This window comes from Bacteroides mucinivorans, assembly GCF_034654355.2.
Lineage (GTDB): Bacteria > Bacteroidota > Bacteroidia > Bacteroidales > Bacteroidaceae > Bacteroides > Bacteroides nordii.
The window spans coordinates 2,271,020-2,294,071 of sequence record NZ_CP178179.1; the positions used below are offsets into that span (position 1 = coordinate 2,271,020).

Consider the following 23,052-nt stretch of genomic DNA (forward strand, 5'->3'; position numbering starts at 1 on the left):
TTTTGTACCTCCCTACATCTTTTTTGTTATTGTATTCCCATGATGTACCCCATTCCCACAACCGTATGAATGAGTTTCGTCTCGAAATCTTTATCTATCTTATTCCGCAGATAGTTTACGTAGACATCTACCACATTGGTGTTGGTATCGAAGTTCTTGTCCCACACATCTTTCAACAGCGTAAGGCGCGAGAGAACGGTGCCCTGGTGTGTCATAAAGTACTCTAAAAGGCGGTATTCCTTTACGGTGAGGTCAATGGTGAACTCTCCCCGCTGGGCACGACGGGTATTACAGTCCAATACAAGATCGTTGCAGGTGAGTTGTAATGCCGGGTTCTCTTTACCCCGGCGGAGCAGTGCTTTGATACGGGCTTCCAACTCCTGAAAACTGAAAGGTTTTACCAGATAATCATCTGCTCCGGCATCGAGTCCCTTTACGATATCTTCGGTAGTACCTAATGCCGTGAGCATGACGACGGGGGTCTGATACCCTTCTCTCTGGCGATATTGCCTGCATAGATCCAATCCGTTTGTTCCGGGCATGATAATGTCCAGTATCAGCAAGTCGAATACTTCATTCTGCAACAGTTCCCAGCCGGAAGTGCCGTCATGGGCTACGGTGACTGTGTGCCCGAATTCCCGTAATCCGCGTTCGATGAACGAGGCAATGTTTATCTCATCTTCTACCAATAATATCTTTGCCATGAACGAGTTGTTTTAGTATTTTGCAAATATACGAGATTCACAACAGAGGACACAGGGGGTACGGCGTTTTTTCTTTTGAACCTTGTGATGTGAGGTTCCGTATGGAACGTAGGGTTTGTCACTGAGGTACCTTCCGTTTGTCGGTGGGGTGGATTATTTTACATGTACATCTAATACAGTACGACATGTGCATGTCGTACTGCTCCACATGTACATGTCATGCTGCTTTACATGTACATGTAAAACATCCCTCCTCTACGACCTCCGGTAGGTTTGTTTACGGGGTACGTTCCTTTCCATACCTTTTGTGGTGAATCTGCTCATAACTTCCTCTGATTCAGGTTTCCCTCCTTGTCATACAGCATCTTTTCGTATACCACTTCCACAATCAGCGGGAAAATGAATAGGGCGAAGAAAGTTGCTCCTATCAGTCCGCCGATGATGACAATAGCCAACGGGCGTTGTGATTCCGACCCGATACCATGACTCATAGCTGCCGGCATCAGGCCAATGGCTGCCATAGCTGCCGTCATCACTACCGGACGGATGCGGGAACGCATACTTGTCTGGATCGCTTCGGGCAGGGGGAGCCGTGCCTGTATGTTATGTTTGATATCCGAAATCATGATGACACCATTCTGAATGCAAATGCCAAACAAGGCGATAAACCCGATACCCGCCGAAATGGAGAAGTTGAAGTGCGTGATGAGCAATGCGATAATGCCACCAACAGCGGCGAAAGGTACATTCAGCAGCACCAGTCCGGCATCCCGGGCGTTGGAGAACAACACAAACAGGATGATAAAGATGATGGCAATGCTTACCGGAACTACCTGTGAGAGGCGTTTCGTAGCCCTTTGCTGGTTCTCAAAGTCTCCTGTCCATTTCAGTGTATAGCCTTCGGGCAGATGTATGGAGGCATTCACTTTCTTCTGTGCTTCGGCTACGGCAGTTCCCATATCCCGTCCGCGTACGGAGAATTTCACGGCACAGAAACGGGTGTGGTTATCACGGAATATCAGTAGAGGGCCGGTAATGGTCTTTATCTCTGCCAGCTCTTTGATGGGTATCATGGTACCGTTCATGGTGGGTACCAGTATCTTGCCTATCTCTTCTTCATTTTGGCGGTATTCCGGTTTATACCGCACCATGATGTTAAATTTGCGTTCATCTTCGTAAAGCAATGAAGCCGACTTACCGCCAATGGCCATTTCGATGATGGATTGTACATCTTCTTTGGCTACACCGTAGCGTGCCAGGCTCTGCTCATTCAATTCAATGCGCAGTTCCGGCTGCCCGATGTTACGGATGACACCCAAGTCTTCGATACCTTGCACGGTAGCGAGTATTTTGTCTATTTCTACTGCTATCTTCTCAGACTTGTACAAGTCTTTGCCGAATACTTTTACGGCGATAGACCCTTTGACACCCGAAGCGGCTTCTTCCACATTGTCCGTGATAGGCTGGGAGAAGTTGAAGTCGATACCGGGATAGAGTGAGAGGTCATCCTGCATTTTATCTATCAGTTGCAGTTTGCTTCGTTTGCTTTCCCACTCCTTTTCCGGATAGATATCTACATGAAATTCAATATTGTAGAACCCCGTTGCATCCGTACCGTCGTTGGGGCGTCCGGTCTGCGAAAGCACTTGCCTTACCTCAGGATAAGCAGCGAGCTTGCACCTCATCTGATTGGCGAGTTTCACCGATTCGTTCAGCGAGATACTTTGTGGCAGGGTAGCACGGATGTAGATAGAACCTTCGTTCAACTGTGGCAGGAATTCAGTACCTAACAGAGTAAACATCCACAATCCGACAACAGCCACGATACTTGCCAACCCGATGGATAGTTTGCGGTGCGCATAGCATTTATTGAACAGGGCGCTCGCTTTCTCGTTGATGAAGCGGACAAAGAAGTTGTTCTTTTCACGTACATTCTTCTTTAATAACATAGACGACATCACCGGAACCAGTGTAAGCGTGAATAATAATGCACCCAACAAGGCAAAACCGAGAGTATAGGCGAGAGGTGAGAACATCTTGCCTTCTACTTTCTGGAAAGAGAAGATAGGAATAAGGGCTGTGATAATAATCAGTTTGGAGAAAAAGACAGCCTTTGCCTTGTCTTTGGCTGTATGGCGGATCAATCCCATTTTCGACATACGGTTGAAAGCCGGCATTCCTACTTCCCGTGCTTTCTTATCGAGCGCCACAAATATCCCTTCCACCATTACCACGGCACCGTCTATAATAATACCGAAGTCGATAGCTCCCATCGATAAGAGATTGGCCGACATCCCCATGGCACGCAGGCAGATAAAGGCAAAGAGCAGTGCCAGCGGGATGACTACCGCCACTACCACTGTAGTCCGCCAGTCTGCCATGAATATCAGTACAATGAAGGTCACAAGCAGGATTCCTTCAATCAGGTTATGTGTCACCGTTCGTACGGCGAGGTTTACAAGGTTTTCGCGGTCATAGAAAGGCACAATCTGTACATCCTTGGGCAATACATTCTTGTTGATATCTTCTATTTTGGTCTTTAGAGCATCAATCACTTCTCCTGGGTTTTCTCCCTTACGCATTACGACGATGCCTTGTACTACATCGTCTTCATCCATTCTTCCTACTTGTCCCAGGCGAGGCAGGGAGGATTCGTGTACATCTGCCAGATGGCGTACTAACACAGGAGTGCCGTTGATATTCTTCACTACGATGTTCCGTAACTCTTCCAGGTCGTTGATGAGGCCGATGCCGCGTACTACATATGCCTGTGAACTTTTGGTGATCACGTCGCCACCCACATTGATGTTACTGTTGGCAATGGCGTTGTAAAGCTCAAGCGCGGTGATACCGTAATTAATAAGCTGGTGAGGGTTGACGCTTACTTCAAACGTCTTTACCTCTCCGCCGAAACTAACGATATCCGCCACGCCCGATACCGAACGGAGGTTACGTTCAATCACCCAGTCCTGGATGGTTTTCAGTTCCCGTACGCTTCGCTTATCACTGCGCAAAGTATAGCGGAATATCTCTCCCGTAGGGCCGTAGAGGGGTTGTACTTCCGGTGTTATCCCATCCGGCAGGTCAGCATCATTCAATAAATTGTACACTTGCTGGCGTGCGGTGAAGTCGTCCACCTGATCTTCGAACATCACGTTGATAACCGACAGTCCAAAGAGGGTAGTGGAGCGTATATCTGTTTTCTTCTGCACCGGATTCATCGCTATCTCAATGGGGATAGTGATGAACTTCTCCACTTCTTCGGCACTGCGTCCCGGCCATTGGGTGATGATGGTCACTTTGGTATTCGTTACATCCGGGAAGGCATCAATCGGGGTATGTTTAAAAGATACAACTCCGGCAATGACGGCTATCGTGGTACAGAAAAAGATAAAAAACTTGTTCTTCAGTGAGAAGGCTACAATGTTGTCAATAAACTTATGCATCGTTTGTTCCTCCTTTTAATCTGCATTCAATGCGTTGTAAACCAGCAATACATTTTTATTCAGGATTCGGTCTCCCTCTTGTACACCCGATGAAAGATAGCACTCTTTGCTCAGTTGGCGGTAGACTTCAACTTCCTTTATGGTGAGTTTGCCGTTGGCGTCTGCTGCTACTACGTAGTTCTTTCCATTTTCAAAAACAAGGGCGTGTGAGTCTATGCGCGGCAGTTTCTTACCGGATGCCTTACTTATCACGCATACATTGGTAAACATGCCCGGCTTCAGCAGATAATCTCCATTGGTGAGTTTTACCCGTACACTCATCGTTTTGCTTTCGTTGTTGAGCATGTTGTACACTTTGTCTATCTTTCCGCTGAACTCTTTGTCCGGGTAGGCGAGAGTAGTGATGCGTACCGGAGCACCTTCGTGCACCTTGCTGATGTCGCTCTCGTATACGTCTGCCATTACCCATACATTCTCCAACCCGGAGATGGTAAACATCTCATCGTTTTGGTCCGAACGTATCTGCATCTCTTTATTGATATTCTTTTCTACGATAAAACCGGATACGGGGGCTTTCACCAGATAAAGCGATTTTCCGGCAAGATGATAGATGGAGAAGATCTCCGTGATTCTCTTTTCTTCTGCTTCGGCATTGCTCAGTTCCTGACGGGCTTGCAGTACATCACGTTCTGATGCCATGCCGGAGGTAAACATATCCTGTACAGATTGCAAGTTACGGCGGGCAATGATAAGTTGTTGTTCCGCTTCTTTCTTTTGTTTCTCATAATCGGCTACTTCGCCACTCCGGATGATGGCAAGTACATCACCTTTGCTTACATGATCGCCGATTTCGGCAGAGACCTCAGTCACTGTACCTCCGAAAATAGGAAATACACGTGCCACTTGTTCCTGGTTGAAGGTAACCCTGCCGTTGAGAGTCAGCTCGTCGGTCACTTCATGTGTGTATACAGTATCTACCGATACTACGTGTTGTAAACTGTCTGTAAGGAAGAGCTCCTGAGACATTTCTTTGGGAGTTTCTGTTTGTCCGCCACAAGCACTCAGTATCATGACGCAGAGGCAAACGGGTAGTAAGATACGGTTCATATTGATTCTAATAGTTAAATACAGTTTGTCCTACAATTGTGTTTAAGTTCTCCATAGCGAGGAATACATCTTTTTTGAGCTCATACAGTTGCAGGCAGGTTTCTTTGTAGCTTTGATAATAGTCGATGAATTCAAGCATGCTGATGTTCCGTTTCCGGAAGTTTTCATTTACTCCTTCGATAAGGCGTCCGAAGTTGTGTTCCAGTTCATCATTGGACGACCGGTACAACTCTACTGCTTTTTGTAGCCGGCTATAAGCAGCGTATAACTCCATGCGTGCTTTCTCTATGGCATATTCTTCTTCCTTTCCGTTTTGCATAATATCGATTTTAGCCGATTTAATGTTTCCCTGGTTGCGGTTGAAGATAGGGACGGAGACGCTCACTCCTACGGCGAAGTAGTTGTTGATGAAGTTTCCGGCGCGGTCATACATACCTTTGATTGAAAACTCCGGTGCTGCCATGGAACGCTGTAACTTCAGGTTCGCTTTGGCAGCCGTAACACTGCTATGGGCCATTTTCAGATCAGGACGGACAGAAAGCATATTATCCATATCCGCAAAAGGAACGGCAGCCGTATCCACTTGTTTCAGAATATCATCATCCAGCAGTAGATCTATCTCCTGTCCGGCAGGGAGGCTTAACAACAAGTTTAGCTCACCACGCAAGTTCACGAGGTTGTTTTCCTGTTCATTCTTCTCTTTACGGAGCGATAGCAGTAAAGATTCCATTCGTGAACTCTCCAGCAGAGAGATGTTTCCTTTATTTTGCTGTTCCCTGGAGGCTTTCATCAACAGGCTGAGAGATTCGATCTCTTTGTCGTATATCCCGATAGAGCGGGTGGAGAAACATATTTCAACAAAAGTCTTGTCCAGTTCGCTTCGCAGGGTACGCAATACTTCTTCAAATTGATGTTCGGCTATTTCCTTGTTTACCTTTTCCAGCCGTACCCGTTTATTACGTTGTCCGGCAAGGTTGATAACCTGTTCTATTTCGGCAGTGGCTTCTCCTTCTTTTCCTACATCAAAGTACTTGCCGTTCAGTCGGTTGTATACATTCTGTTCAAGTGAGATTACGGGATTGTCAAATAACCGTGCCTGAGTCACCTGTGCCTGTGTCTTGTCGATATTATATCGTTCGGCAATTAATGACAGGTTACGTTCCAGAAACATCTTTTCTGCATCTTTCAGTGATAACTGCAAAGGAGATTCCTGTGCATGCGGGAGTCCGTAGATAGAAGAGAAAAATAAAATAATAATCAGCCTTTTCATTCTTACTTTTAATTTGCGGACAAAAGTAAGGCTCTCTCTTCGAAAGGCACTCTAAAGGTGATTATAAAACACTTAGCTGAGATTAGAAAGTGATTAGAAATAGGTTTGTTACTCTGTATACAGAGTTTTTATTGACATGTTGAAGAGATTATTATAAAGTGAATTATTTGTTTGGTAGTTAATTTTTTTTATGATAAAAAGGTTGTGTAGTTTAGGAAATATTATCTATATTTCGGTGCAAAATAAACACTATGATAATAGACTTCTGAACAATAAATGTAATAACTCATCATGGATATAAATATGCTAAGTGTACTGGTACCTGTCTATAACGAAGAAGAGTGTTTCTTATTACTCTATGAGAGACTGAGTTGCGTACTTTCAAAGCTACCCTGTAAATCTGAAATACTGTTTGTGAATGATGGCAGTAAAGATAACTCTCTGCTTTTGATGAAGGAGGTTCAAAAGAAAGACAAACGGGTGTCTTTGGTTGATTTATCACGTAATTTCGGAAAGGAGATTGCAATGGCTGCCGGTATTGACTATATAAGAGGTGATGCATTGGTCATCATTGATGCCGATTTACAGGATCCTCCCGAATTGATTCTTGAAATGTTTAAGGAAATAGAGCAGGGATATGACGATGTGTATGCAAAGCGCTCTAATAGGAAAGGAGAATCCTTTTTAAAGAAAGCCACTTCCAAGCTATACTATAGATTATTAAAAACGATGTCGGATATTCCTATCCAAGAAGATACAGGTGATTATAGGATGTTTAGTAAACGGGCTATTGATGCTCTGCGGCAATTGAAAGAAAATGAGCGGAATATGAAAGGGCTGTTTTCTTACATTGGCCTTAAAAAGAAACCTATATATTATGAGCGGGATGCAAGAGCGGCAGGTTGTACCAAATGGAATTATTGGAAATTGACTAATCTGGCAATTAAAGGTTTTACTTCGTTTTCCAAAACTCCTTTGCGTATTGTATCGTTAATTGGCGTCATAGTATCTTTCACGGCATTCGTCTATTTAATAACTGTTGTTGTACGGGCTGCTATTTGGGGAGATCCTGTATCAGGTTATCCGTCATTAATGAGTGTTATTCTTTTTTTAGGAGGAATTCAGTTACTCGCGTTAGGGATTATAGGCGAATATTTAGGTATTGTCTTTTCTGAAACGAAGAAAAGGCCTGTCTATTATATAAATGAATACAGTACAAACATTGAAGAAACAAACTGATCTGATTTTCAACTTTTAAACACACACACAGATAATCATGTACATATTTAAGAAGCAAATAGTTGGTAGCAATCTTTTTGCAAAGACTAATCTATGGTTTACAATTGGCTTTATTCTGACGGCTGCCCTTACGTTTTCGGAAGTAGCACGTGGCAGACAGTATAATTTTATGATATTTAGTGATGCCACCAGAGACTTCTGGAATGGTATTATTCCATACGGAGCAACATGGGCGGAAGAAAAAGGACACGATGTGTTTCTTTATGGGCCTTTGTTTAACATACTCTTTAGCCCGTTTGCTTATCTGCCTTCATGGCTTGCGCCTTTTGTGTGGAACTTAATGAATTTTACGCTCTATTTTATTTCTATATTTACATTACCGGATAAATATACCAAGGAGACAAAATGCAAGATATTCCTGTATACATTGCCTATTTTAGCAACGACGTTACTGTCATTTCAGTACAATGTCAGTGTTGCTTATTTCTTTCTCTTTTCATTTTCTTTGCTGGAGCGTGGTAAGTATCTGCCGGCTATTTTGATTATATTGTTATCCGGATTTACTAAGATCTATGGCATTTTTCAGTTGGGAATGTTGTTGTTTTATCCTAAAGTGTGGAAAAACTTCGGGTATGTTGCATTAATTGCAGCCCTATATATTTTTGTACCATTGATAAAAATACCTGTTATGGAGTTGTCTGGATATTATGAACATTGGTTTAACGGGTTGGCACATCAGAAAACGCTTCGTGTTTTTCATACCTTCTTCTATCTGAAGCCATTCTTTTCGCAACCGCCTGCATGGACTACAATAGCTCAGATCTTTGCTATAGTTCTATTGGCTTTTTTGGTTTTAGTAAATCGGTCTAAATACAAGGATTTTGCATTTAGAGTACAGGCACTTGGTATATTAATGGGATGGGTTATTCTTTTCGGTACCTCATCGGAGTATCACACTTACGTAATAGCACTCCTGGGATATATGTTGTGGTATTATAGCCGTCAGCCTTCCCGGATAGATAAAATACTGTATTACAGTAATCTGATTGTGTTAGGATTGATGCCGATAGATTTATTCTGCCCAGGTGTAGTGTGGCGTTTCTTTTTCCTGACTACGACTCTTAATATCTGGATATTCACAATCACCTGGTTTCGGATGGTTTGGATAACGTTTTGCTCTTCATTTGTTTTTGCCACTCTTTTGCCTTATCTTCGTCCGTCAAAAAGATGATGAAACAGAATAATAATTTATCCGCTAAATACCGGTATCTCTTCTTCGATCTGGATGGTACCGTTACTGATCCTATGCAGGGCATTACCCGCTCTGTAGACTATGCACTCAATCACTTCGGTATTGTTGTGAACGACCTTCGGGAATTGTGTCCTTTTATCGGCCCTCCGCTGAAAGATTCTTTTATGGAGTTCTATCAGTTTACGGAAGCACAGGCAGAGGAGGCGGTGAAAAAATACCGGGAACGGTATTCGGAGACAGGGCTTTATGAGAATGAGGTGTATCCCGGCATTGCCGAACTTCTGGAAAAGGCCCGTCAACAAGGATATCAGTTGATGATGGCAACTTCCAAACCGGATGTTTTTGCCCGACTTATTTTGGAACATTTTCATTTGGACGGTTGTTTTTCTTTTGTTGGTGGCAGTGGTCTGGATGGTTCACGACATACGAAAGCAGAGGTGATAGAATATGTGTTGCATGAGAACGGAATTACGGATCTGAACCGTGTGGTGATGATTGGTGACCGGAAGCATGATATCATAGGTGCAAAGGCAGTAGGCATTGATTCAATCGGTGTACTTTATGGATATGGTGACAGAGAGGAACTGACGAAAGCCGGAGCAGATTATATTGTGGAGGACATTGCAGACTTGGGAGAGCTTTTATTGAAGTAACAGAAAATAAACAGGAGGGAGTAATGGATACAAAAAGAACTGTTCTTGTGCGGGGCTTGCTGATGGTGTGTCTGCTTTTAATATTGCCTTACGTAAGAGCACAACATCCTTTGACAAAAGAGCTTGACATCTTGTTGCAAGGAAAACAGGCAAAGGTAGGAGTGGCTGTTGTGTTTGAAGGGCGGGAGACATTCACTTACAACAATCAGCATCATTACCCTTTGATGAGTGTTTTTAAGTTTCATCAGGCATTGGCGGTGATGAAATCTCTCGATACACGGCAGTTGCCTTTGGAAACAGAAATATATGTTCGCAAAGCAGATCTGCTGCCCGATACTTATAGTCCTTTGAGAGATGCCCGCCCCGAGGGAGAGTTTAATATCTCTGTGGGAGAATTATTGCGGTACAGCATATCGGAGAGTGATAATAACGCCTGTGACATTTTGCTTCGTTATATAGGTGGTACGGGAGTGGTCGATGAATATGTTCGCACGTTGGGTATAGAAGATTTTAAGATTGAGGCAAATGAAGAGAAGCTGAATGAAGCTTTTGCATATCAGTATCTCAACTGGACTACACCGTTTGCAGCCGTTCAGGTGATGGAGAAGTTTCGTACAGAAACATTGTTTCGGCATTCCGGATATAAAGAGTTTTTAGAGAAGTTAATGATAGGAACTGTTACAGGAAACGATAAGTTAAAAGCCGGATTACCCCAAGAGGTTGTATTTGGGCATAAGACGGGCTCTTCCGGCAGAAACGAATCGGGGTTGAAAGCGGGAGATAATGACATGGGATTTGTCCGCTTGCCGGATGGGAGGCAATATAGTATAGCAGTGTTTGTGACAGATTCCAGAGAAGATGACAAAACGAATGCAGCTCTTATTTCCGAGATATCCCGAAAAGTATATGAATATTACAATGCACCCAAAGAGCGAAAAATTCCTTATACCAGCGAAAAGAATTTTGCCGATACCATCCCTTTTGAGTTTTCTCAGAATCGTATTTTAATTTCCGCTTCAGTAAATGGCACTGAGCGGAAATTTCTTTTTGATACCGGTGCTTCCTCTTTACTTCTGAATAAAGAGTTGTTAAGTGGCGAAGATACTTATAGAGGAGATAGTGCACGTGATGCCAACGGTGTACGTATTGCTGTAAACATGGCAGATGTAAGGGAGTTGCGTTTAGGAAACCTGCATTTCAATCATTATCCGGCTACCCTTTGGGATATGAATGAGAATAGTCTTTTCAACTGTGAAGGAGTAGACGGGCTGATAGGAAGTGAGATTTTGCAGAATTTATCGGTTAAGATAGATACCAGAAACCAACGCCTGATCCTGACAGACAGGAAAAATCATTTTAAGGCAGAGAAAGGAAAACGGAGACGGATGAAGGTGATAGCAAACTGTCCCCTTCTGGATATAAAGCTATTCCGTAGATTGCAGGAGACCGGAGTACTTTTTGATACGGGAGCTCCGGAACTTTATGACCTTTGCGATGAGGTATTTATTCTGTTGAAGAATCGTATGCCTAAAAAGATAGAACGGTGTGTGACGGACTGTGCTTATGGAGCTTCTTCTATTGGCATAACAGGTGCTGGCCGGGATACTTTGCGTTATCGTTTGAGGTTTGACTGGATGAAGATCGGTCCGGTCACTTTCAGGAATGTGATGACAGAAACACATACAGGGGTTACTTCGCGTGTCGGAGCCGGTTTGCTTAACTATGGGCAGATGATTCTTGATTTTCCCCGAAAGCAATATCTTTTCATACCGTATGACGGTATTTCGTCAGTAATGCTGCCTGATACCGGTGTTTCCGGTATTTCATTTATCCCCGAAGAAGGTCGGATCAAAATCGGGTTGGTGTGGGAAAACTCAAAGGCCTACCGGATAGGAGTACGAAGAGGATTCGTTGTGAAAGAGGTCAACGGATATAATGTAGAAGATGACTTTTGTGCCTTGTTGAAACTACGTAGTTCGCGTGCAAAGTCACTCAAGGTAGTCGATTTGCAAGGAAAAGAGCAAATTTACCAGTTTTCTGAAGAATAATTCTTATCTTTCGGAGACAAAATAAGGGATTTTCGTTGATGTGGAAATGAGTTAATAAACTTGATTATGGAAACTACAGTGTTGATTACAGCTTTCATCCTTATTGGGCTCGGGGTACTCGTAAAGCGCTTCCCGATTCTTATTGCAGGATATAATACAATGTCTAAAGAAGAGAAAGAAAATGTAGATGTCAAAGGGTTGTCTACTTTTATGTGTTATAGTCTGGTGGGAATGGGAACCGTACCTTTACTTACTTATTATGCCTGCCTTGGGGTAGGGCATGCAGACTGGGCCAGTTATTGCATTCTTCTGCCTATACTCTATATTCCGTATCTGATAATCAAGGCAAATAAATTTGATCATAATCCTCCCAGGAAAAGTACGAAGTATGTGGTTGCTATTAGTGTGCTTACTATTGCGGTGATTGCTGCATTTATAGCATATGGTATGAATCCGGCAACTATAAAGATAAAGGAGGATAAGCTGATTTTTACGGGAATGTATGGCACGTCCAGAACATTGGAAGAGATAACCGGAATTTGTTTGATAGACTCTCTTCCCGATATCGGGCTTCGTCTTAATGGTCTTTCTATTGGTGGTATAAGTAAAGGGTGGTTCAAGCTGAAAGACGGAGGTAACTGTCTGCTATTACTCTCTTCACACAGCAAACCCTATATTATGTTTACGGAGAATACAGGTAAGGAGATATTCTTTAATTCGAAGAACAGCGAAATCACAGAAGCTTTGTATAAGGAGTTGAAGAAGTGGATCCATTAAAAGTAGATGATAAGGTTTGTAAACAACAGGGGCATGAATTAACAATGTTAATGCCTTTTCGGAATCCTATTTCTCATACCGATAGAAGTACGTACTTTTAAGATGTAAGAATACGTATTTTACCACAGAAAAAGTACGTATTTAATTGCCCATTAAGTACGTACTTCTTGTGTTTTAAAGTACGTACTTCTTGTGTTTTAAAGTACGTACTTTTGATTCCAATAAATAGTGTTTTAAAACGCTGAAAATGAATGATGTGTTTCTTTCTCTTTAATATTTTTCCTGTTGCCCTCTTTTTTATCTTCGTTTTAGCAAACCCACTTACTTATTATTTTGGCAACTATCTTTTATAAACATCTCTCCCTGTCATCGCCTGCCGAACCTCCCCGTGCGGGAAGCACAAAAAATCCTCCCCGGCAAGCCGGAGAGGACCTTATAGTTTTAATCCCATTTTGGTGAATTTGCTTACTATTATTCAGCAGCTTCAGTAGCAGGAGCCTCTTCTGCCGGAGCAGCAGCTTCTTCTGCAGGTGCTTCAGCAGCAGCCTTTTCAGCAGCTTCAGCAGCTTTCTTTTCTGCCAATGCTTTCGCTTTTGCTTCGTTTATTTTCTTTTCAGCTTCTAAACGTGCTTTTGCTTCTGCTTTTTTAGCTTCATCTTCTTTAGCTTTCAGAGTAGCAAGTCCTGTCTGCTTGTTGTTTTTCCAAGCTTCGAATTTTGCTTCAGCTTCAGCTTCGCCAAATGCGCCTTTAGCTACACCGCCAAGGAGATGTTTTTTCATGTAAACACCTTCACGAGAAAGGATGTTACGTACAGTATCGGTAGGTTGTGCACCTTTCAATACCCATGCCAATGCAGCGTCGAAATTCAAATCTACTGTAGCAGGATTGGTGTTCGGGTTGTAAGTACCAATCTTCTCTGTAAATTTACCATCACGTGGTGCTCTGCTGTCTGCAATTACAATTGAATAAAACGCGTAACTTTTACGTCCGTGTCTTTGCAATCTGATTTTGGTTGCCATTTTAAATAAATGTTTTTAATTAATGATTTGAATTAATGCTACTAACTCGTAATAGCGGGCGCAAAGATACGGCTTTTGTTTGAACTGGCAAAGTATCTTACTGATTATTTGCAATATGCGGATTCCGATGTAGGGCTGTTTCTATTTTTTCTGATATTCCTGTGGTGTCATTCCCGTTCTTCTTTTGAAGAATTTGCAAAAAAAAGAAGGATTGGGAAAATTTAATTCATCGGCAATTTGATAAACCATTAAGTTACTATGTTTCAGTAAGACCTGGGCTTCGAGCGTGACGGCCTGGTTAATCCATTCCATTACCGTCTGTTGGCTTACTTGCCGTATAACGGTATTCAGATAGCGGGGGGTAAGGCAGAGTTTATCTGCATAGAAACCTACGGTACGCTCTTTTTTATTGTATTCATTGACCAGGGCAATAAACCGACGGAATAATTCTTCCTGGTGTGATGGTAATTGGCTAATGCTGCTTTGGTTCTTTTTCTGTATATACCTTATATTATATAGAAGAGCCGTAAGCAGATGTTGTATTACTTCCTTCCGGAAGGTGGATTCTTGTACTGTTTCCCAGATCAGTGAGAAGTACATTCCCGTTTCGTTCCATTCTTTATCTGTCAGTTTTATCACGATACCTTGTTTCATATATGAATCGGTCAGATCTTCTCTGTGTGGAACAGACAAAAAGTTGTTGCTTGCTACAATCACTTGAAAATCATAGTCGGGAGAAAAGCTTATCACCTGAATGATAGAGTCCGGTGGGGTGACAATTATCATTTCCGGAAAAGCATCGTATTCTATCAGATTGACGGATATACGGGCCCTTCCTCGTAAGGCACGGATGATGCGTCCCTCTTTGGTGCGGTAGGGTTGTCCTATTTTAAAGAGATAACTATCTAATCCGGCAAAACTAATGACGATACCAAAATCGGGATTTATATACCTATACTCATTATTACGTGCAATTTGGGTATGTTTTAGTAAGTCGAGTGCCAGTTCGAGAGGCTTATTCTTTTCTTCCATAACAGACAGGAGTTGTTGTATTTTTCACAAAGATACAATATGAAGATAAGACTACATTGTAATCTACAGGTGAATTTTATTCAAATCTGTTCATTATCGAACTAATGGGACATCATTGCAAACTATTGGAACCTGGTTGCATGTTCTATTTGCCTATCTTTGCAAAAAAGAAATTAATAGAGAAGAAGAATATGAAACGAATGATTCTTTCATTATCATTTCTGCTGGCTGTATCGTGTATGTACGGACAGATAACTTTGGAAGAGTGTCGGCAGAAAACGCAGGACAACTATCCGTTAGTGAGGCAGTATGGTCTTATAGAAAAAACTAAAGAGTACAATCTGAATAATGCTTTGAAAGGATATCTGCCGCAGTTTGCCCTTTCGGCAAAGGCCAGTTATCAGAGTGATGTGACCGAACTTCCTGTGAAAATTCCCGGAATAGATATTAAAGGTCAGCCCAAGGATCAATATCAGGTAATGTTAGAGCTGAAACAGAACATTTGGGATGGTGGAGAGATACATACTAAAAAAGAGATGGTCCTTGCGTCTTCTGATGTGGACCGGGAGAAGTTGAATGTAGATATGTATGCTCTGAATGAGAGAGTAGATCAATTGTATTTCAGCATTCTCCTGTTGGACGAACAGCTTATACAAAACCGGCTTTTGCAAGACGAACTGGAGCGTAGTTTCCGGCAGATCAGTGCTTATATGGAGAATGGAATAGCCAGTCAGTCTGATCTTGATGCTGTGAAAGTGGAACAGTTGAATACCCGTCAGAAGCGGGTGGAGCTTTCTGCTTCGAGACAGGCTTATGTACAGATGCTGGCATTACTGACAGGGGAGGATCTGACGGAAAACACCAAGTTGAAGAAGCCTTTGGAAAGTGAGATATCTCCTTGGGGAGATATACGCCGTCCGGAACTGACGTGGTTTGATGCACAAAATCAACGTTTGCAAATACAGGAAGAAGCATTGAAAACAGGTTATATGCCTCGTTTCGGGTTTTTTGTGCAGGGAGCTTATGGCAACCCCGGATTGAATATGCTGAAAGATGAGTTTTCTCCTTTTTATGTAGCAGGAGTACGGTTGTCGTGGAACTTCGGGAGTCTATATACGCTGCGAAATGATAAAAAACTGATATCGACCAATAAGCAGCAATTGCAAAACAACCGGGATGTCTTTCTTTTTAATACCCGCCTGCAGGCTACTCAACAAAACAGTGGCATTGTTTCTATGCGGAAACAGATGCAGGATGATGAAGAGATTATTCGTCTGCGCACTAATATCCGCCTGGCAGCTGAAGCAAAAGTGGCAAACGGTACACTGACTGTTACGGATCTGTTACGTGAGATTACTTCAGAGAGTATGGCACGGCAAACCAAAGCTCTGCACGAAATTCAATTGCTGATGAATATCTGGAAACTAAAATATACCATTAATTTATAAAATAGCCCTGTTATGAAACGAATGAAATTTATAGGATTTTCTTCCCTACTGTTCATAGCTGCTGCTTGTGGAAGCGGTAGCCCCGATTATGATGCTACCGGAACATTTGAAACAACCGAAGTACTTGTGTCTTCCGAAGCGGCCGGTAAATTATTGAGCCTGGAAGTAGAAGAAGGCACACCAGTGAAAGCCGGTCAGCAGGTGGGACTTGTAGATACTGTTCAGCTTTATCTGAAGAAGATACAATTGGAAGCTAATGTGAAGTCAGTAGAAGATCAACGACCTGATATTCTGAAACAGGTGGCTGCTTTGAAAGAACAGATTGTCACTGCCGAACGTGAGAAACGCCGTGTTGAAAATCTGTTGAAGGCGGGAGCTGCGAATCAAAAACAACTGGATGATGCGGATGCACATCTCTCTGTACTTCAACGGCAATTGATTGCCCAGGGTTCAACCTTGCTCAATAGCCGGCAAAGCCTTACGTGGCAAAGTTCTTCGGTGGGTATTCAGGTGGCACAGATAGAAGATCAATTAATGAAATGTCATATTACATCTCCTCTTAATGGAACGGTTCTTGCCAAATATGCCGAAGCCGGTGAACTGGCTACTATGGGGAAACCCTTGTTTAAAGTGGCGGATATGGAACAGATGTATATTCGTGCCTATATAAGCTCTGAACAGCTTTCACAGGTGAAACTCGGACAAAAGGTGGCTGTGTTTTCAGACTACGGTAATGATATCCGGAAAGAGTATCCCGGAGTTGTTACCTGGATATCTGACCGTTCGGAGTTTACCCCAAAGACTATCCTTACCAAAGATGAACGTGCTAATCTGGTATATGCAGTGAAAATAGCTGTGAAGAATGACGGGTACCTGAAGATAGGGATGTATGGAGGAGTTTGTTTTAATTGAAAATGGAAAGTTGAAAGTTGAAAATGAGAGTTGAAAGTTGAGGGAAATAGAAAAAGTTAGGAGATGGAGATGGAAGTAGTGGTAGATAATATAAGCAAACGTTATGGGAAGGTGGAGGCGCTTCGTGGAGTTTCTTTTGCTGTGAAACCCGGTGAACTTTTTGGACTTATTGGTCCGGACGGGGCAGGGAAGAGTACACTTTTTCGTATACTTACTACTTTATTGCTTGCCGATGAAGGTACGGCTACTGTAGGTGGGGCGGACGTGGTGAAAGATTATAAAGAGATTCGCCGGAAAGTAGGCTATATGCCCGGCAGGTTTTCACTTTACCAGGACCTGACGGTGGAAGAGAATCTGAACTTTTTTGCTACCGTTTTTCACACTACAATAGAAGAAAATTATGATTTGGTGAAAGATATCTATCAGCAGATAGAACCTTTTAAGAAACGTCGTGCAGGAGCATTGTCGGGGGGAATGAAACAGAAGCTTGCATTGAGCTGTGCTTTGATACATAAACCGGATATTCTTTTTCTGGATGAACCTACTACCGGAGTCGATCCCGTTTCCCGTAAAGAATTCTGGGAAATGCTGCGTCGTCTCAAAGAGCAGGGGATTACTATTATAGCCTCTACGCCTATCATGGATGAAGCCCGTCAGTGTGACCGGATCGCATTTATCAACGAAGGACAAATACATGGCATTGATACTCCGGAACACATCCTCCGGCAATTTGCCCATATCCTGTGTCCACCGGGATTGGAACGGGAGGAGTTACGTCATAAAGGCGAAACTGTTATCGAAGTTGATAATCTCTGTAAGCGTTTTGGTACGTTTACTGCTGTAGATCATATCTCGTTTCAGGTAAACCGTGGTGAAATTTTTGGTTTCCTGGGTGCTAATGGTGCCGGAAAGACGACTGCTATGCGTATGCTTTGCGGACTAAGTAAACCGACTTCCGGTAGTGGCAGGGTAGCCGGATTTGATCTTTTCACTCAGTCTGAAGAAATTAAGAAAAATATAGGCTATATGAGTCAGAAGTTTTCTTTGTACGAGGATCTTAAAGTCTGGGAAAACATTCGCCTCTTTGCTGGTATATATGGTATGAAAGAGAGGGAGATAGCTAATAAAACCGATGAGTTATTGGAGCGCCTTGGTTTTACTGCCGAACGTGAGACACTTGTGAAAAGCCTCCCCCTGGGATGGAAACAGAAGCTGGCCTTTTCAGTCTCTATTTTCCATGAACCGAGGATTGTTTTTCTGGATGAACCGACCGGGGGAGTAGATCCTGCTACCCGCCGTCAATTCTGGGAACTTATCTATCAGGCTGCCGATCGTGGTATAACTGTCTTTGTGACCACTCATTATATGGATGAGGCTGAGTATTGTGACCGTGTTTCTATTATGGTGGATGGACGTATTGAAGCTCTTGATACTCCCCGTGGGCTCAAAGAGAAGTTCCATACTCAAACAATGGATGACGTATTTCAACAATTGGCTCGTAAGGCCGTTCGTAAAGCAGATTAAATTATGAAACAGTTTTTTGCCTTTGTAAGAAAAGAATTTTATCATATTTTCCGTGACCGGAGAACGATGCTAATCCTTTTGGGTATGCCTGTCGTTCAGATTATCCTCTTTGGTTTTGCTATCTCTACAGAGGTGAAAAATGTGCGGGTGGTGGTGCTTGATCCCAGTAATGATATGATGACTCGTCGTATTGTAGACCGTATCGGTGCCAGCGAATACTTTAGGATGGAGCGCATGATACACTCTCCGGAAGAGTTGGAAACGATTTTTCGTGAAGGAGATGCCGATCTGGCCATTGTATTCAGTACCCGTTTTGCTGATGGCATTTATAGCGGTGATTCACAAATACAGCTTGTGGCCGATGCCACTGATCCCAATATGGCAACTACCCGAACGAACTATGCTGCCGGTATCATTGCTTCCGTACAGCAGGAATTGATGCCTCCGGGCGTGTCGGTTGCCACTATTGTGCCGGATGTGAAATTGCTCTATAATCCGCAGATGAAGAGTACTTATAATTTTGTGCCTGGTGTGATGGGACTTATACTTATGCTGATTTGTGCGATGATGACTTCCATTTCGATTGTTCGCGAGAAGGAAACCGGTACGATGGAGATTTTGTTGGTCTCTCCGGTAAAACCACTTTTTGTTATCTTGTCAAAGGCGGTACCTTATTTTGTGCTGTCGTTCATCAACCTGGTCACTATTCTGTTATTGTCAGTCTATGTACTGCATGTACCGGTAGCAGGCAGCCTGTTTTGGCTGATAACGGTGTCTTTGTTATTTATATTCGTGTCGTTGGCATTAGGGCTACTTATCTCTTCTGTAACACGAACACAGGTGGCGGCTATGCTTGCTTCGGGGTTGATACTGATGATGCCGACAATGATTCTTTCCGGTATGATTTTTCCTATAGAGAGCATGCCGTTGGTATTGCAGATTATTTCTGATATATTACCTGCCCGTTGGTATATTCAGGCTGTTCGTAAACTGATGATTGAAGGAGTGGATATTACATTGGTGTTGAAAGAAGTGGGTATCCTGGCATTGATGGCAGCAGTACTGATAACGGTTAGTTTTAAAAAGTTCAAGAACAGATTGGAATGATATATCAACAAGTGAGAATTAACTAATATAATTAACCTACTAAAACGCGCCAGCCAATTGATACATTGGCATATTGGCACATTATTGAATATGATAAAGTTTCTCATTGAAAAAGAATTCAAGCAGTTGTTTCGCAACTCCTTCCTTCCGCGTCTCATACTTGTTTTTCCTTGTATGATTATGATTCTTATGCCTTGGGCTATGAATCTGGAGATACGGAATGTTTCTCTCAATATTGTAGACAATGATCATTCGGTTACTTCTCGCCGGTTGGTTGATAAGATTTCCGCTTCTACTTATTTTCGTCTGACAGCACTTCCTGACTCGTATGATGAGGCGCTGAAGAATGTAGAAGCTGGTGATGCCGATATTATTCTTGAAATTCCACGTGATTTTGAAAAGGATTGCACAGTGGGGCGTAGTCCTCACGTTCTCATTGCTGCTAATGCGGTGAATGGTACCAAAGGTGGTCTTGGTGGTTCTTATCTCTCTAATATCATTCAAAATTATGCTTCTGAGGTAGTGGTGCTTCCCGCATGGGGAGATACGTCGGGGGATGTAAGTGTCATGACGAATTCCCAACTTTCAACTTTCAACTCTCAACTTTCAACTAACTATACAACTCTCAACTTATTCAATCCTAACCTTAATTATAAATTGTTCATGATTCCGGCCCTTATGGTGATGTTGCTTACCCTTATTTGTGGCTTTTTGCCTGCTCTCAACATCGTTAGTGAGAAGGAAGTTGGTACTATTGAGCAAATAAATGTTACGCCGGTGAGTAAATTTACTTTTATTCTGGCTAAGCTCTTTCCATATTGGCTCATTGGTTTTGTGGTACTTACCATTTGTTTCATCCTTGCCTGGTTACTTTATGGCATTTTGCCTGTCGGGCATTTTCTTGTTATTTACTTCTTTGCTATTCTTTTCGTCCTTTCCATGTCCGGGTTGGGACTGGTTATTTCCAACCATTCTGCTACCATGCAACAAGCTATGTTCGTTATGTGGTTTTGTATGCTTATCCTTATTCTTATGAGTGGGTTGTTTACTCCTATTAGCAGTATGCCGGAGTGGGCGCAAGTGATTACTATTCTCAATCCGCTGAAGTATTTGATGCAGGTAATGCGTATGGTTTATCTGAAGGGGAGTGGTTTTACAGATATGTTACCACAATTGGGAGCATTATTGGTATTTGTTTTGTTCTTTAATGTGTGGGCTGTACGAAGTTATCGAAAGAGGATGTAGGTTTTACTTGTTTTCATAGAGACATTTGATTATAAAAAAACAGTTCCCCTTTTTAGTGGGAAACTGTTTTTTATTTAATCTGTTGTAACGTTTGTCTAATGATTATTTTATTTCGATGGTTCTTTCAGGCTTTTTAATCTCTTCTTCGCTAAGCTTTGGAAGTTCAATGGCAAGGACACCATTTTCAACCTGAGCTGAAATCTTTTCTTTGTCTACATTATCAGGCAAAATCATTGTTTGCTGGAACTTAGAGTATGAGAACTCACGACGCAGATAGCGACCGTCTTTCTTTTCTTCCTTGTTCTCTGTTTTTTTCTCCATAGAAATAACAAGATTATTATCTTCATCGATACGGATGTTGAAATCTTCTTTCGTCATCCCCGGAGCAGCCACTTCTACTTTGTATTCTTTTTCTGATTCGATTACATTAATAGCGGGTGCAGTAGCATTTGCTTTTACCATCCATTCATTATCAAAGAAATCGTTAAAAATACTTGGTAACCAGTTCTGAGTTCTTCTAACAGGCATCATAATTTTAGTCTCCTATCTTTTAGTTAAACATTCGGTTAATTAATGAACTTCCGTTCCGTTTCCGGAACCGTTGTTCATTAATAATTAAGCAAAACATATGCCAAGGCATTTTTGTTCTTGTATTTGACTATTTGTCAGAATTGAAGCGCCAAAGTTTCGCTATTTATGCCATAATGTTACTTATTTTTGTTTATTTTATATAAGATAGATAGATTTTTGTTTTTTCTCCTATTGTTTTATTAGCTTAAACCGTATCCTCAATACTTTTTTTTCTTCATCATAATCGTGACTGATGATTTTGAATGTATCTATTTCAGAGGTATTTTCTACATGTAGTCCGATACAGGCACAAGCATCATAATCTCCTATACGGACAATGCGTAGAGTTTCACTTGCATCTTCCGGCAGTTTACTAAGATCTACGATATCTTTAGCTTTTTCTTTGGGCATGAATTCAATCGTTACAGGGAGATGTTGATTGATAACTTCATTTACTTTATCTTCTACAGCCTGTATTTGTCCGTCAGTAGGGCAGGAAGAAAGTTCGTAGTCACATTTACTTTTTTTCTTTTCTATGTGAGCCGTTCGCGAACGTGGACAGCCAAAAGTTTTCACCATGGTTGCGTTCAGAATGTGTTCTACTGAATGCATAGGAGGATACTCCTGTTTATTGTGATCGTTGAGCTGAGGTTGTTGTTCCATAATTATTTTAATAGCTTTTTATTTTACTTCAAAATTTATTTTTGATGAAGGTTGCTGTGTCTTTTCATAATGGTATAATTAGTTTTAAAATTAAACTTTCCTGCAAAGAAACGAAATATTTTTTTTAAGCTACATTTTTCCATTGAATCAGAATTTACCTTTTTAGAGGTAGAGTTATCTTCTTCAATTATTTTATGTTGTAGAGAAGTGCCACTTATATATTGTTTGAAGTATTCTAATACATATTCATACCAGTTGTCTTTTGTGAAAGAAGAGTCGTTCCAATAATATTGTCTTCCACACTCCTCCATTTCATCTATTGCATTGGATAATGCGTAAAAATCATATAAGTTAGTATTGTAGTCATTGCTTATACATAAATACTCAAGCTTTTTTAGAATGTCACAAATCTTATTTTTATTTGGTGATTGTATGGCTTGTTGAATTAGAAAGGTACTGTATGCTATAAGAGTTTTATCAATATCAATATGATTCAAATGTAATTCTTCGAATATTTTATCAGTCAGTGCTGTAAATTCAAAAGGGTTGCAATAAATGTCTTCTCCCGCTAATATAATAATATTTTCAGTCTCATATCCAGCTTGAAACATATCTATAGCCCAATTTATCCATTGGATATTGATATTTGAATTTTGTTGTTTGTAAAATAATATTTCTGCAGTTGATGGAACTTTCTGTAGTATGTCATTTAAGGCTGTATCTTCCTCTGTATGCATAGGAGGATACTCTTGTTTATTTTGATCGTTGAGTTGAGGTTGTTGTTCCATAATTATTTTAATAGCTTTTTATTCTTGATATCTTCAACTTACCAATTCTATATATTGATTTATAGTTTTATTTGAATGAAACAATCTATGTATTTTATCAATAAAATTATGTTAGAATACATTTTGTCTTATTATAACTCTTGATAAAGCTTTGAATTTATTTATATGATAATACTTGGATGTTTGGAGGAAATGTCTGTATTGCAAATGTATTACTATTTTTAGAGAAAGCAAACGTATAGGCATA

At 41.5% G+C, this 23,052-nt stretch carries 19 protein-coding genes; 10 read left to right on the plus strand and 9 right to left on the minus strand.

Features of this window, described 5'->3' with window-relative positions; genetic code table 11:
• Window positions 1-26 precede the first annotated feature (26 nt).
• The 4 genes from VCM39_RS08265 to VCM39_RS08280 all read right to left on the minus strand — a co-directional run bounded on the left by VCM39_RS08265 (window position 27) and on the right by VCM39_RS08280 (window position 6,527).
• Window positions 27-704 carry a response regulator transcription factor gene (locus VCM39_RS08265; RefSeq protein WP_322933093.1) on the minus strand — a complete coding sequence of 226 codons (678 nt, stop codon included), beginning with the start codon at window positions 702-704 and terminating at the stop codon, window positions 27-29.
• Window positions 705-1,024: 320 nt separating this feature from the next.
• Window positions 1,025-4,150, minus strand: coding sequence for a CusA/CzcA family heavy metal efflux RND transporter (locus tag VCM39_RS08270; protein ID WP_322933092.1), 3,126 nt, complete (start codon window positions 4,148-4,150; stop codon window positions 1,025-1,027).
• A gap of 15 nt (window positions 4,151-4,165) precedes the next feature.
• Entirely contained in the window at window positions 4,166-5,221 is a 1,056-nt protein-coding gene (locus VCM39_RS08275; protein WP_323673995.1) for an efflux RND transporter periplasmic adaptor subunit, read from the minus strand.
• Window positions 5,222-5,264: 43 nt separating this feature from the next.
• Window positions 5,265-6,527, minus strand: a complete 1,263-nt coding sequence (locus VCM39_RS08280) for a TolC family protein (protein WP_322933090.1) — start codon at window positions 6,525-6,527, stop codon at window positions 5,265-5,267.
• Window positions 6,528-6,818: 291 nt separating this feature from the next.
• Between VCM39_RS08280 and VCM39_RS08285 the strand changes: the two genes are divergently transcribed.
• From VCM39_RS08285 to VCM39_RS08305, 5 genes are all read left to right on the plus strand, one after another.
• Window positions 6,819-7,766, plus strand: coding sequence for a glycosyltransferase family 2 protein (locus tag VCM39_RS08285; RefSeq protein ID WP_221649902.1), 948 nt, complete (start codon window positions 6,819-6,821; stop codon window positions 7,764-7,766).
• A gap of 37 nt (window positions 7,767-7,803) precedes the next feature.
• The gene (locus tag VCM39_RS08290; protein WP_322933089.1) at window positions 7,804-8,997 is read left to right on the plus strand and encodes a glycosyltransferase family 87 protein; all 1,194 of its coding nucleotides are present in this window, start codon (window positions 7,804-7,806) and stop codon (window positions 8,995-8,997) included.
• Window positions 8,997-9,671, plus strand: coding sequence for an HAD family hydrolase (locus VCM39_RS08295; RefSeq protein WP_025867744.1), 675 nt, complete (start codon window positions 8,997-8,999; stop codon window positions 9,669-9,671). The genes VCM39_RS08290 and VCM39_RS08295 overlap by 1 nt, the downstream gene beginning before the upstream one ends.
• A 23-nt stretch (window positions 9,672-9,694) precedes the next feature.
• Window positions 9,695-11,719, plus strand: coding sequence for a class A beta-lactamase, subclass A2 (bla, locus tag VCM39_RS08300; protein ID WP_322933087.1), 2,025 nt, complete (start codon window positions 9,695-9,697; stop codon window positions 11,717-11,719).
• Window positions 11,720-11,785: 66 nt separating this feature from the next.
• Window positions 11,786-12,496, plus strand: coding sequence for a DUF3784 domain-containing protein (locus VCM39_RS08305; RefSeq protein WP_289292024.1), 711 nt, complete (start codon window positions 11,786-11,788; stop codon window positions 12,494-12,496).
• Window positions 12,497-12,967: 471 nt separating this feature from the next.
• On the opposite strand, the gene VCM39_RS08310 is transcribed toward VCM39_RS08305, so the two are convergent.
• Window positions 12,968-13,516 (minus strand): 30S ribosomal protein S16, encoded by a 549-nt coding sequence (locus VCM39_RS08310; protein ID WP_289292022.1) that lies wholly within the window; start codon window positions 13,514-13,516, stop codon window positions 12,968-12,970.
• A 141-nt stretch (window positions 13,517-13,657) separates the two neighbouring features.
• The gene (locus tag VCM39_RS08315; RefSeq protein WP_221649907.1) at window positions 13,658-14,548 is read right to left on the minus strand and encodes a helix-turn-helix domain-containing protein; all 891 of its coding nucleotides are present in this window, start codon (window positions 14,546-14,548) and stop codon (window positions 13,658-13,660) included.
• Window positions 14,549-14,739: 191 nt separating this feature from the next.
• On the opposite strand from VCM39_RS08315, the gene VCM39_RS08320 reads away from it, so the two are divergent.
• The 5 genes from VCM39_RS08320 (at window position 14,740) to VCM39_RS08340 (ending at window position 20,784) form a co-directional block, all read left to right on the plus strand.
• Window positions 14,740-15,996, plus strand: coding sequence for a TolC family protein (locus VCM39_RS08320; RefSeq protein ID WP_221649908.1), 1,257 nt, complete (start codon window positions 14,740-14,742; stop codon window positions 15,994-15,996).
• A 12-nt stretch (window positions 15,997-16,008) separates the two neighbouring features.
• Window positions 16,009-16,908: an HlyD family secretion protein gene (locus tag VCM39_RS08325; protein ID WP_322933086.1), complete on the plus strand. Its 900-nt coding sequence runs from the start codon at window positions 16,009-16,011 to the stop codon at window positions 16,906-16,908.
• A gap of 63 nt (window positions 16,909-16,971) precedes the next feature.
• On the plus strand, window positions 16,972-18,432 hold the full coding sequence (locus tag VCM39_RS08330; RefSeq protein WP_221649910.1) for an ATP-binding cassette domain-containing protein: 1,461 nt from the start codon (window positions 16,972-16,974) through the stop codon (window positions 18,430-18,432).
• Between the two features lie 3 nt (window positions 18,433-18,435).
• Complete coding sequence (locus VCM39_RS08335) at window positions 18,436-19,539, plus strand: ABC transporter permease (RefSeq protein ID WP_322933085.1); 1,104 nt, start codon at window positions 18,436-18,438, stop codon at window positions 19,537-19,539.
• A 90-nt stretch (window positions 19,540-19,629) separates the two neighbouring features.
• A complete protein-coding gene (locus VCM39_RS08340; protein ID WP_221649912.1) occupies window positions 19,630-20,784 on the plus strand; it encodes an ABC transporter permease in 1,155 nt (384 codons plus the stop codon).
• A 102-nt stretch (window positions 20,785-20,886) separates the two neighbouring features.
• Here the strand turns inward: VCM39_RS08340 and VCM39_RS08345 are convergent, their stop codons facing one another.
• The 3 genes from VCM39_RS08345 to VCM39_RS08355 all read right to left on the minus strand — a co-directional run bounded on the left by VCM39_RS08345 (window position 20,887) and on the right by VCM39_RS08355 (window position 22,805).
• Entirely contained in the window at window positions 20,887-21,315 is a 429-nt protein-coding gene (locus tag VCM39_RS08345; RefSeq protein ID WP_025867749.1) for an Hsp20/alpha crystallin family protein, read from the minus strand.
• 228 nt (window positions 21,316-21,543) lie between these two features.
• A complete protein-coding gene (locus tag VCM39_RS08350) occupies window positions 21,544-22,017 on the minus strand; it encodes a hypothetical protein (RefSeq protein WP_289292005.1) in 474 nt (157 codons plus the stop codon).
• Between the two features lie 35 nt (window positions 22,018-22,052).
• Window positions 22,053-22,805, minus strand: coding sequence for a hypothetical protein (locus tag VCM39_RS08355; RefSeq protein WP_322933084.1), 753 nt, complete (start codon window positions 22,803-22,805; stop codon window positions 22,053-22,055).
• Between the last annotated feature and the right edge of the window lie 247 nt (window positions 22,806-23,052).